Raw genomic sequence first — 12,555 nt, 5'->3', positions numbered from 1 at the left:
TTAATCGTTTAAAGCGCGATAAATAAATAATTGATTATTGGTAATGACTTTTTCATTTTCCTTTAAACCGCTTGAAATGTAAGTTGTGTCGCCAACAACTCTGTAAACTTCAACTTGTCTTGTTTCAATATTATGACGATCTTTAAATATCATGACGAAATTTTTACTTTTATCAAAAACAATGGCATTGCTTGGAATTGCAATCATTGATTCATTTTCGTTATAGGATAATTTGATATTGGCGTTCATATCTGGTTTTAATAAAAATCCCGGATTTTGAAGTTTAATACGCGCCTGCATCGCTTTGGTTTCAGGATCAATTACATTGAAAATTTTATCGACTTTTCCTTTAAAAACTTTATCAGGATAACTTAAGGTTGTTACACTTGCATCAATTCCAAGTTTAATTTTATTAATGTCAATTTCATTAATATTGGCCATTGCCCAAACTTCACTGATTTCAGCAATGTCAAAAATATTCTCAGAACGGTCAGAACGTAAAAGCATATCCTGATTGATACTTTTTTGAATAATAAATCCGCTTATAGGTGCCGTTACTTCATAAATAGAACCCGCTTTAATATTATAGATTTTATAGGTTTCCTGAATTTTACTCAATTGAGACTGCGCTTTATTTACTTCAGCTTTTGCCTGCAGCACATCACTTTCAGAATTTAATTTTCCGTCAAATAATTCCTGAGCCACTTTTAAATTATTTTTCGCAACCAGTAAATCACTTTTAGCATCGATAGACTGCTTTTCAAAATCAGCAACATCAGTACTTTTTATAGTGGCTAAAACTTGTCCTTTTTTTACATAATCTCCAAGTTCTACATTTACTTTAATCACGTTTCCGCCCACAAGCGGGTAAACATCAATTAATTTATTGTTGTCGGCTGTTATTTTTCCGTAAAAACTCAATTCGTTTTTTACAGTTTGTTTTTCTGCAGTTGCCGTGCTTGTAGTTTTTAGCATACTATCGCTCAAGGCGAAAGAAGTATTTGTCTGTGGATTTTCTACTTCCTTTTTACAGCCTGTAAGCGATAAGCTTACAATTGCAATTCCTATAATTAGTGTATGTTTCATTATTATTTAATTTTAAAATAAATCCTTGTTGATGGTAGTATTTAATTCTTCGCCTGATAGAGCCAGTTTTTTCTTCAATTCATTTAACTGAATATTAGCTTGATTATAACTTTCCATAAAATCTGTAAATTCTAATAAGCTGATATTTCGCTTTTGAAAATTGGTTAAGATTCCATTATAAACAGCTTCAAAATCGGAGTTTACTGTAGGTTTGATAACCGCATAGTTTTTACGGGATTCATCCCATTTATTCCATGCCGATGTAATTTCAGTTTCCAGTTGAAGTCCAAAATTTTGTTTCTCAACTTTAGATTGTTCCAGAACGACCTGAGCATTTTTAATATTTCCTTTGTTTTTGTTCCAAAGAGGCAGCGGAATTCCAACAGAAACATTTGCTTCTCTATTAAAAGCACCGCTTCGCTGATCGTAGTTTGCACCTAAAGTAATATCAGGAATCGAAAGTGATTTTTGCCATTTTACATTCAGTTCATTGGCTTCAATTTCTTTTTGTTTGGCTAAATAATCAGGACGATTGGCAATAGCATCATCTTCAAAAGATTTTAAATCAAAAGGAATAATTTTTAGATATTTATTAAAATCATCTTTAGAAACATCGGGAATTATCGTTTCAGTTGAATTTAATAACAATTTTAAATTTGCCTGCTCTTCAATACTGCTATTCACAACTTCCATTCTTTCATTTTTAAAATTCAGATAAAGAGATTGTAAACGCACAACATCCCGCAACGGAATATTTCCCTTTTGAGCCTGAATAGAGTAGGAGTTGATTAAGTCTTCAATATGAGCAAGCTGCTTATCTGTTATTTCAAGACTTTTTGTATTGTAATAAACCGTATAAAAACTTTGGCGTAACTGCAGTTTTAATGTTCTAAGTAAATCATTAAACTGAAGTTCTGCTAATTGTTCGTTAGTTTGTGCCAGCTTAACTTCATTGCGCTTTTTTCCGCCCAGATAAATTAACTGCTCAATTCCAAAAACTTTTTGGCCTTCTTTCCCAATATCAAAGAATTTGTCTCTTTCAGGATTGTAGGCATTTAATTCTGCAGTAATTGTTGGATTGTCCCATATTCGGGCCTGAATGGTCATTGCTTTTGCAGCATCGATATTATAATGAGATGCCAGCAAAAAAAGATTATTTTTAAGAAACTGGCTCTCACAATCTTGAAGTGTGATTGTTTTTTGAGCCATAACTGCCTGATTTAGGAGTACAAGCAGCAATAATGCATATAGTTTTCTCATTGTATCTATTTTATTTTGTACAAATATGCTATCGCCAGACTTTAAGAGTGCTTAAAATCTACCTTAAAATTAGCTTAAAATAAAATATTAATGAAAGAATAGTTGGAATAAATTTTTCTTATCGTTTGGTATGCTGTAACTTATAGAAGATTTGTGCAGCGTTAAAATACGGTTTACAATACGCAAACCAAGACCAAAACCAGAAGTTCCTTTAGAATTTTTTCCGCGCATAAAAGGCTGAAAAAGATTTTTTTGTTCGGCTTCGCTTAAGGTTTTTCCAGTATTTAAAACCGAAATAACCAAATGATTTTCCTGAGTGCTTATTTTTACCAAAGCCTGTTTATTATCTGAATAGACACAAGCATTTTTTAAAACATTAATTAAAGCAATCTCTAAAAGGTTTTTATTACCCTTAACTTCTAATGCAGTATCTAAATTGTCACTTTCTTCAATTTCAAACAAAATAATAAACTCAGGAAAGCTTTTCTTTAAATTTTCAATTGCAGAAAATAGAATTTCATCCATTCTGTGAACTTCATTGTCCTCATTATTTTTATTGTTATCAATTTTTGACAATATCAATAAAGAACTAATCAATTCCGTTAAATGATTTACATCTGATAAAATAGTAGTTAAAAAAGTTTTTCCTTTTGCAGATGTTGCAGGATCAGCAACTGTATTTTCTATTTGAGCCGTAATTCTTGAAAGCGGCGTTCTAAGTTCATGTGAAGCGTGAGCCGTAAACTCTTTTTGTTTTTGATAAGAAACCTCAATGCGGTCCATCATGAAATTAAATTCATTGGCAATCAAATCAATTTCATCTTTATTACTTTTTGAAGCAATACGAGTATCAAGATTATTCTCGTTGATGTTTTTTATTTTCTGATGAAATATACTCAGCGGATTCATGGCCTTTTTAACCATAAATGAAGTTAAAACCCAGCAGATACAAGTAAATAAAATATAAGATATAATGAGAGTATATCTTAAAAAAAGTAGTTTTCTCTTTCCATAATCATCCGTAGCCGAAATTAAAGCATAAAAATCTTTATCCTTCGTATCGTAAAAAACACCATAAACCTCATAATCACCTTGCTGTTTAAAGAAAGTTTTATGTTTTTTAAGGTATTTTAAATCCTCAACAGACCAGTTTATTTTTGCATCATCAATACTGCTGTAAATAAGTTTAAAATGAGAATCAAAAACCAAAGTCTTTTCATCATACAACTTATTGATTGAGTTTTGATCAATAATCTTTAAAAGCTGATCATCAACTTCTTTTACATTAACTAAAAGTTTGATGTTCGAAAGTGCTTTAATCTCTAAACGATCCCGAAATTCTTCTTTTCTAAAATTAGAATACAAAACAAAAATCACCGTAGAAGCCAACCCAAAAAGGATTGTAAACAGTAAACTTACTAAAAGTGATATTCTGTTTTTTAAAGTCATTCTTCGCTGCTTAAATAATACCCGTAGCCAATTTTGGTTCGGATAAGTTTTATCTCGTGATCTTTATCGATTTTTTTTCGAAGGAAATTAATATAAACTTCAATCGTATTTTGATTCGTTTCGATATGATAATCCCAAAGTTTATCGGCAATAAATTGTTTAGACAAAACTTTTCCTTTGGCATGAGCCAAAATTAAAATCAATTTAAACTCTTTTGGAGTAAGTTTAATTTCTTCGCCAGAGCGAAAAACTTTCATTTCCTCTTCCAGAATTTCTAAATCTTCAACAATAATTTTCTTTTCTGTTTGCTGCGGAATTTCCTTTCTCCTTAATAAAGATAAAATTCTAGCGTACAATTCGTCAAAATGAAAAGGCTTGACCAAATAATCATCGGCACCATTATCAAAAGAAGCCAGTTTATCTTCAATTTCACTAAAAGCCGTCAGCATTATAATAGGAGTCTTTTTATCAACCTTTCTAATTCCTTTACAGACATCAATACCGTTTGTGCCGGGAACATTAATATCGAGAATGATTAAATCATACTCATAAGGAAAATATTTTTTTAATAATAAAGAACCATCATAATAAGGTATACACTCGAATTCTTTAGTAGTAAAGAATGCGGAGATTTCTTTAGATAAAGTAAAATCGTCTTCGAGTAGTAAAATTTTCATGCTTTGTTTGTTTATAAATTCGGCTGTTAAAATAAACAGCCAAATTTATGTTTCTAAAAATATTATTGGAAATAAGAAAAACTCTGATTGTTTTCTATTTTCAATAGCGATTCATAAATCAGCTGAATCACATTTTCTACATCTTCTCTGTGAACCATTTCAACCGTTGTATGCATATAACGCAACGGAAGAGAAATCAAAGCCGATGCTACACCGCCATTACTATAAGCAAAAGCATCAGTATCAGTTCCCGTAGCTCTCGATGTCGCATGACGCTGAAACGGAATTTTATTTTCTTCTGCAGTATCTACAATTAAATCGCGAAGTTTATTTTGAATGGCTGGAGAATAAGCAATAACAGGCCCTTTTCCCATTTTCAAATCACCTTCCACCTTTTTATCAATCATTGGAGTAGTGGTATCGTGACAAACATCGGTCACAATCGCAACGTTTGGTTTAATCGTATGCGCAATCATTTCGGCACCACGAAGACCAATTTCTTCCTGAACCGAGTTCACAATATATAAACCAAAAGGAAGTGTCTTTTTATTTTCATGTAACAAACGAGCCACTTCAGCAATCATGAATCCACCCATTCTGTTGTCAATCGCGCGGCAGACAAATTTGTTTTCGTTCAAAATCATAAATTCATCTGGATAAGTAATCACACATCCTACATGAACGCCCATTGCTTCAACCTGCTCTTTGGTTTCACAGCCGAGATCAATAAAGATATTACTCAATTTCGGAATTTCCTCTTTATCACGCAAACGGGTATGAATCGCCGGCCATCCAAAAACACCTTTTACAATTCCTTTTTTAGTATGAATATTAACCCTTTTTGAAGGCGCAATTTGATGATCTGAACCACCATTTCTTATTACATATAATAAACCATCATCCGTAATATAATTTACATACCATGAAATTTCATCAGCGTGTCCTTCAATTACAACCTTAAAAGGAGCATCAGGATTAATAACTCCCACAGCCGTACCATATGTATCAGTAATAAAAGTATCAACATAAGGTTTCAAATAATTCATCCACAATTTTTGTCCTTCACTTTCGTAACCAGTCGGCGAAGCGTTATTTAGATAGCTTTCCAGGAAAGCAACAGAAGTATCAGTTAAGATAGATTTCGTACTCATAAAAATATTTTTGCGCTAATTTATAAATTTGGTATTAGAGTTGTGTATAAATATATAATTTTACATTTAAATTAAGACTCTATGAGATTTACCAGTATTTTGTTTTTACTATTGATTACATTTACAAGTCAAGCCCAGGTTACTCCAAAAGAAAATCAGGAAATGGGCAATATTTTAACCGAACAAGATTCTATTCTGAATGATACCATTCAGCTGCCTGAAATCATTATCTCAAAAGGAGAGAGAATGAGTGCCGAAGAAATGAAGCAGTTTCAGATTCTGCAAAACAGGGTTTATAAAGTGTATCCTTATGCAAGACTTGCTGCAGATAGATTAACGGCGCTAAATAACGGAATGGCGCGATTGAAAACCAATCGTGAAAAAAAGAAGTATTTTAAAATTGTAGAAGACTACCTTAATAATGAATTCGAAGACAGACTTAAAAAACTTTCGAGAAAGCAAGGACAGATTCTTGTAAAACTAGTGCATCGCCAAACCGGGAAAACAACGTATGAGTTAATCAAAAACCTAAAAAGCGGTTTCAAAGCCTTCGTTTCAAATACAACAGCCAATTTATTCGACATAAGTTTAAAGACCGAATACAAACCTTACGATGTAAACGAAGACTATTTAATAGAAACAATCCTCGTCCGCGGCTTCGAATCTGGGCGTTTATTAAATCAAACCCCAGCCAATCCCGTAAACTATAACAATCTTATGGAACATTGGGAAACAAAAGCCAAGGAACTCAACAAAAAATAACATACATATATAAGTATACTATATATAATAGTAGATTTCATTCCCACAACCCGACAGGTTTCCAAAACCTGTCGGGTTTGTTATTTATACATATATATAAGTATAGAATAAATTGAATCCCAATTTTCCGTAGAGACGCACAGCAGTGCGTCTACGTCACGTATAAAAAAAATCTAATTAACCCATACCTAATATATAGAAAGTGTCAGGCTGAGCGAAGTCGAAGCCCTTTTGAGTTTGGAATTTGGAATTTAAAAAATTTGGAATTTACTTTTAATAAGGAGCTTAATCCCGCTATCCGTTCCAATCTTTTATTTTGAACCCCAAAATAAAAGGATTTCCACTACTATCGGGGCTATGGCATAAGTTTCCAGAAGAAAATTTCCAAATGAAAAGACATTTCCAGAAGAAAAAACGAAGAAAAAAAGAAAACTCTGCGCCTTTTCGCCTCTGCGAGATTAAAAAAAACACAGAAAAAACAAGACTTCGCGTCTTAGTGCCTTCGCGGCAGAACCACACAAAGCAGAGCAAAACGCCCAAAAACCGCAATAACCCCAAAACGTTGAAAAAAACTTTACCTTGTAAAAAGCAAGATACCAGCGACTTATAAAAAAGATGGAAAAAATATAAAAAAAAGGCTTGTAAATGTAAATAAAGGTTCTACTTTTGCACCCGCAACAACGAAAGACGTTCACTGAAAGACTGACAAGAGAAGAAATCAAAACTGAAAAATTTTTCAGAAAAAAGATTAGAAAAAGCTTGTGAGATTTGAAAAATGCTTTTACATTTGCACCCCGCAAAACACGGAAGTTCATTGAGAGACTGGAAGAAAAATTAAGAAAAAGGAAACGAAAAAAAAGTTTCAAATTTTTTTTAAATTTTTCTTGCGAGAAACAAAAAGAAGTTTTAGTTTTGCACCCGCTTTGAAACACAAGCGAAGTTAAAAAGAAGACACGTTCGTAGACATATTGAATTGACAGCCGTTCCGATGCAAATCGGAACAAAAGAATAAGAGTAATAGAATCGTAAGATTTGAAAAGAACCACTAGAGTAAGCATCGAATAATAATATTAAAATATACGATGAAGAGTTTGATCCTGGCTCAGGATGAACGCTAGCGGCAGGCTTAACACATGCAAGTCGAGGGGTAGAGCACTTCGGTGCTTGAGACCGGCGCACGGGTGCGTAACGCGTATGCAATCTGCCTTTCACAGAGGGATAGCCCAGAGAAATTTGGATTAATACCTCATAGTATTATGGAGTGGCATCACTTTATAATTAAAGTCACAACGGTGAAAGATGAGCATGCGTCCCATTAGCTAGTTGGTAAGGTAACGGCTTACCAAGGCAACGATGGGTAGGGGTCCTGAGAGGGAGATCCCCCACACTGGTACTGAGACACGGACCAGACTCCTACGGGAGGCAGCAGTGAGGAATATTGGACAATGGGCGCAAGCCTGATCCAGCCATGCCGCGTGCAGGATGACGGTCCTATGGATTGTAAACTGCTTTTGTACGAGAAGAAACATCCCGACGTGTCGGGACTTGACGGTATCGTAAGAATAAGGATCGGCTAACTCCGTGCCAGCAGCCGCGGTAATACGGAGGATCCAAGCGTTATCCGGAATCATTGGGTTTAAAGGGTCCGTAGGCGGTTTAGTAAGTCAGTGGTGAAAGCCCATCGCTCAACGGTGGAACGGCCATTGATACTGCTGAACTTGAATTACTGGGAAGTAACTAGAATATGTAGTGTAGCGGTGAAATGCTTAGATATTACATGGAATACCAATTGCGAAGGCAGGTTACTACCAGTTGATTGACGCTGATGGACGAAAGCGTGGGGAGCGAACAGGATTAGATACCCTGGTAGTCCACGCCGTAAACGATGGATACTAGCTGTTGGGAGCAATCTCAGTGGCTAAGCGAAAGTGATAAGTATCCCACCTGGGGAGTACGTTCGCAAGAATGAAACTCAAAGGAATTGACGGGGGCCCGCACAAGCGGTGGAGCATGTGGTTTAATTCGATGATACGCGAGGAACCTTACCAAGGCTTAAATGTAGATTGACCGTTTTGGAAACAGAACTTTCGCAAGACAATTTACAAGGTGCTGCATGGTTGTCGTCAGCTCGTGCCGTGAGGTGTCAGGTTAAGTCCTATAACGAGCGCAACCCCTGTTGTTAGTTGCCAGCGAGTCATGTCGGGAACTCTAACAAGACTGCCAGTGCAAACTGTGAGGAAGGTGGGGATGACGTCAAATCATCACGGCCCTTACGCCTTGGGCTACACACGTGCTACAATGGCCGGTACAGAGAGCAGCCACTGGGTGACCAGGAGCGAATCTATAAAACCGGTCACAGTTCGGATCGGAGTCTGCAACTCGACTCCGTGAAGCTGGAATCGCTAGTAATCGGATATCAGCCATGATCCGGTGAATACGTTCCCGGGCCTTGTACACACCGCCCGTCAAGCCATGGAAGCTGGGGGTGCCTGAAGTCGGTGACCGCAAGGAGCTGCCTAGGGTAAAACTGGTAACTAGGGCTAAGTCGTAACAAGGTAGCCGTACCGGAAGGTGCGGCTGGAACACCTCCTTTCTAGAGCCTTAGTGTTAGCTATATGCACGCTGGGGAAAAAAGATGCGAAACCTGTTGGTTTTGAATCGAGGATTATATTACTCTTGCTGTTAGTTCAAATAATAAATTTTTAAGTAAAACAGAGTCTCGTAGCTCAGCTGGTTAGAGTACTACACTGATAATGTAGGGGTCGGCAGTTCGAGTCTGCCCGGGACTACTTTTTAAGAATTGTTAATTATAAATTATGAATTGTAAATTATAAGAAACAAGAACAAATTAAAAAGACTGAAACTTAGAAAAAAGGAAATTTTAGAGGTTGAGTAACCGTTTTAAGTACTGTTAACTGAAAACTGTTAACTGACAACTAAAAAATGGGGGATTAGCTCAGCTGGCTAGAGCGCCTGCCTTGCACGCAGGAGGTCAACGGTTCGACTCCGTTATTCTCCACTGATTATCTGTAAAGATAGATAATAAAAGTTCATTGACATATTGAGATAAGAAAATAATAAGAAAGTAGAAAGCGTTTTTTACGATTTATTGTAAAAAACAAAAAAAAAGGTCTCGTTTTAAGAACGAGATTGGTACAATAAGCAAAATAAGGGCGTATGGGGGATGCCTAGGCTCTCAGAGGCGATGAAGGGCGTGATAAGCTGCGAAAAGCTGCGGGGACAAGCACACATTGATTGATCCGCAGATACCCGAATGGGGCAACCCACTATGTTGAAGACATAGTACACCGATAGGTGGGCAAACCCGCTGAACTGAAACATCTAAGTAGGCGGAGGAGAAGAAAACAAAAGTGATTCCGTAAGTAGTGGCGAGCGAACGCGGATTAGCCCAAACCAGTGTTGTTACGGCAATGCTGGGGTTGTAGGACCACGAGATTTTATGCATGCAGAACCGGAAGTTACTGGAAAGTGACACCATAGAGGGTGATAGTCCCGTATGGGTAATAAATGTAATAGATAGTGGTATCCTGAGTAGGGCGGGGCACGTGAAACCCTGTCTGAATTTGGCGGGACCATCCGCTAAGGCTAAATACTCCTGAGAGACCGATAGTGAACCAGTACCGTGAGGGAAAGGTGAAAAGAACCGTGAATAACGGAGTGAAATAGATCCTGAAACCATACGCTTACAAGCGGTCGGAGCCCTTTCGTGGGGTGACGGCGTGCCTTTTGCATAATGAGCCTACGAGTTAACGCTGCTGGCGAGGTTAAGTGGTTAAGCCACGGATCCGCAGCGAAAGCGAGTCTGAATAGGGCGCTTTAGTCAGTAGTGTTAGACGCGAAACCGTGTGATCTACCCATGGGCAGGATGAAGCTGTGGTAACACACAGTGGAGGTCCGAACCGGTTGACGTTGAAAAGTCTTCGGATGACCTGTGGGTAGGGGTGAAAGGCCAATCAAACTCGGAAATAGCTCGTACTCCCCGAAATGCATTTAGGTGCAGCGCTGAATTAAGTTATATAGAGGTAGAGCTACTGATTGGATGCGGGGGCTTCACCGCCTACCAATTCCTGACAAACTCCGAATGCTATATAATGTTTCTCAGCAGTGAGGGCTTGGGTGCTAAGGTCCAAGTCCGAGAGGGAAAGAACCCAGACCATCAGCTAAGGTCCCCAAATATACACTAAGTTGAAAGAACGAGGTTTGTCTGCCCAGACAGCTAGGATGTTGGCTTGGAAGCAGCCATTCATTTAAAGAGTGCGTAACAGCTCACTAGTCGAGCGGACGAGCATGGATAATAATCGGGCATAAGTGTATTACCGAAGCTATGGATTTACAGTTTACTGTAAGTGGTAGGGGAGCATTCTAACAGGGTTGAAGGTGTATCGTCAGGTATGCTGGACTGGTTAGAAAAGAAAATGTAGGCATAAGTAACGATAATGCGGGCGAGAAACCCGCACACCGAAAAACTAAGGTTTCCACAGCTATGCTAATCAGCTGTGGGTTAGTCTGGTCCTAAGGCGAACCCGAAAGGGACAGTCGATGGCTAACGGGTTAATATTCCCGTACTACTAATTACTGTGATGGGGTGACGGAGTGATGAAAGCGCCGCGAACTGACGGAATAGTTCGTTAAAGTACCTAGCTATAGGCTCTGCAGGCAAATCCGCAGAGACTGGTGAAATACGATAGTACTCGGAGTCTTCGGACAAAGAGATAGTGCGCCTAAGGGCTTCCAAGAAAAACCTCTAAACTTCAGGTAATTAGTACCAGTACCGTAAACCGACACAGGTAGTTGAGGAGAGAATCCTAAGGTGCTCGAGAGATTCATGGCTAAGGAATTAGGCAAAATAGACCTGTAACTTCGGGAGAAAGGTCGCCCCGAGCAATCGGGGCCGCAGTGAAGAGGTCCAGGCGACTGTTTATCAAAAACACAGGGCTCTGCAAAATCGTAAGATGAAGTATAGGGCCTGACACCTGCCCGGTGCTGGAAGGTTAAGAGGAGATGTTATCTTCGGAGAAGCATTGAATTGAAGCCCCAGTAAACGGCGGCCGTAACTATAACGGTCCTAAGGTAGCGAAATTCCTTGTCGGGTAAGTTCCGACCTGCACGAATGGTGTAACGATCTGGACACTGTCTCAGCCATGAGCTCGGTGAAATTGTAGTAACGGTGAAGATGCCGTTTACCCGCAGTGGGACGAAAAGACCCTGTGCACCTTTACTATAGCTTAGTATTGACCTTGGATAAATGATGTGTAGGATAGGTTGGAGACTGTGAAGCGGCGTCGCCAGGCGTTGTGGAGTCATTGTTGAAATACAACCCTTTGTTTATCTGAGGCCTAACCCCGCGCTGCGGGGGACATTGCTTGGTGGGTAGTTTGACTGGGGTGGTCGCCTCCAAAAGAGTAACGGAGGCTTCTAAAGGTTCCCTCAGTACGCTTGGTAACCGTGCGTAGAGTGCAATGGCATAAGGGAGCTTGACTGAGAGACATACAGGTCGATCAGGTACGAAAGTAGAGCATAGTGATCCGGTGGTTCCGCATGGAAGGGCCATCGCTCAAAGGATAAAAGGTACGCCGGGGATAACAGGCTGATCTCCCCCAAGAGCTCATATCGACGGGGGGGTTTGGCACCTCGATGTCGGCTCGTCACATCCTGGGGCTGGAGAAGGTCCCAAGGGTTGGGCTGTTCGCCCATTAAAGTGGCACGCGAGCTGGGTTCAGAACGTCGTGAGACAGTTCGGTCTCTATCTACTGTGGGCGTTAGAAATTTGAGTGGATCTGATTCTAGTACGAGAGGACCGAATTGGACAAACCTCTAGTGTATCTGTTGTCCCGCCAGGGGCACCGCAGAGTAGCTACGTTTGGAAGGGATAAGCGCTGAAAGCATATAAGCGCGAAACCCACCACAAGATGAGATTTCTTTTAAGGATCGTGGAAGATGACCACGTTGATAGGCTATAGATGTAAAGGCAGTAATGTCATAGTCGAGTAGTACTAATAATCCGTAAGCTTATGTACAACCTTTTCCCCTCTCGTCCCAGACGAGAGGGGAGGAAACTTTCTAAACAAAAACTTATTTTTCTTTATCTCAGTATGTTAAAATATTTGCCCGTCGCGGGCAGTCTTTAAGTCGAAAGATTAAAGTCAAAA

The 12,555-nt window shown here is 38.7% G+C and carries 7 protein-coding genes, 2 tRNA genes and 2 rRNA genes; 6 read left to right on the top strand and 5 right to left on the bottom strand.

All coding sequences use genetic code 11. The features are described from left to right. From NLJ00_RS19300 to NLJ00_RS19280, 5 genes are all read right to left on the bottom strand, one after another. Complete coding sequence (locus NLJ00_RS19300; RefSeq protein ID WP_180860614.1) at positions 1 to 1,086, bottom strand: efflux RND transporter periplasmic adaptor subunit; 1,086 nt, start codon at positions 1,084 to 1,086, stop codon at positions 1 to 3. Between the two features lie 12 nt (positions 1,087 to 1,098). Then, positions 1,099 to 2,346 carry a TolC family protein gene (locus NLJ00_RS19295; protein ID WP_053472643.1) on the bottom strand — a complete coding sequence of 416 codons (1,248 nt, stop codon included), beginning with the start codon at positions 2,344 to 2,346 and terminating at the stop codon, positions 1,099 to 1,101. An 87-nt stretch (positions 2,347 to 2,433) separates the two neighbouring features. Beyond that, positions 2,434 to 3,795 carry a HAMP domain-containing sensor histidine kinase gene (locus NLJ00_RS19290; RefSeq protein WP_256635022.1) on the bottom strand — a complete coding sequence of 454 codons (1,362 nt, stop codon included), beginning with the start codon at positions 3,793 to 3,795 and terminating at the stop codon, positions 2,434 to 2,436. Next, entirely contained in the window at positions 3,792 to 4,472 is a 681-nt protein-coding gene (locus NLJ00_RS19285) for a response regulator transcription factor (RefSeq protein WP_256635021.1), read from the bottom strand. Before NLJ00_RS19285 ends, NLJ00_RS19290 begins: the two co-directional genes overlap by 4 nt. A gap of 62 nt (positions 4,473 to 4,534) precedes the next feature. Next, positions 4,535 to 5,623 (bottom strand): M42 family metallopeptidase, encoded by a 1,089-nt coding sequence (locus tag NLJ00_RS19280; protein ID WP_256635020.1) that lies wholly within the window; start codon positions 5,621 to 5,623, stop codon positions 4,535 to 4,537. An 81-nt stretch (positions 5,624 to 5,704) separates the two neighbouring features. On the opposite strand from NLJ00_RS19280, the gene NLJ00_RS19275 reads away from it, so the two are divergent. The 6 genes from NLJ00_RS19275 (at position 5,705) to NLJ00_RS19250 (ending at position 12,423) form a co-directional block, all read left to right on the top strand. After that, a complete protein-coding gene (locus NLJ00_RS19275; RefSeq protein WP_256635019.1) occupies positions 5,705 to 6,385 on the top strand; it encodes a DUF4294 domain-containing protein in 681 nt (226 codons plus the stop codon). A gap of 316 nt (positions 6,386 to 6,701) precedes the next feature. Next, the gene (locus tag NLJ00_RS19270; protein WP_256635018.1) at positions 6,702 to 6,995 is read left to right on the top strand and encodes a hypothetical protein; all 294 of its coding nucleotides are present in this window, start codon (positions 6,702 to 6,704) and stop codon (positions 6,993 to 6,995) included. A gap of 469 nt (positions 6,996 to 7,464) precedes the next feature. Beyond that, positions 7,465 to 8,978, top strand: a 16S ribosomal RNA gene (locus NLJ00_RS19265). Between the two features lie 122 nt (positions 8,979 to 9,100). Further along, positions 9,101 to 9,174, top strand: a tRNA-Ile gene (locus tag NLJ00_RS19260). A gap of 156 nt (positions 9,175 to 9,330) precedes the next feature. Next, positions 9,331 to 9,404: transfer RNA gene (locus NLJ00_RS19255), tRNA-Ala, on the top strand. Between the two features lie 137 nt (positions 9,405 to 9,541). Continuing rightward, positions 9,542 to 12,423 (top strand): 23S ribosomal RNA (locus NLJ00_RS19250). Together the 16S and 23S rRNA genes with 2 tRNA genes alongside form the textbook arrangement of a ribosomal RNA operon. Positions 12,424 to 12,555 lie beyond the last annotated feature (132 nt).

Source organism: Flavobacterium panici (assembly GCF_024499525.1).
GTDB classification, from domain to species: Bacteria; Bacteroidota; Bacteroidia; order Flavobacteriales; family Flavobacteriaceae; genus Flavobacterium; species Flavobacterium panici.
The sequence above is the reverse complement of the archived record's forward strand: the minus strand, read 5'-3'. Positions and strand labels throughout refer to the sequence as shown.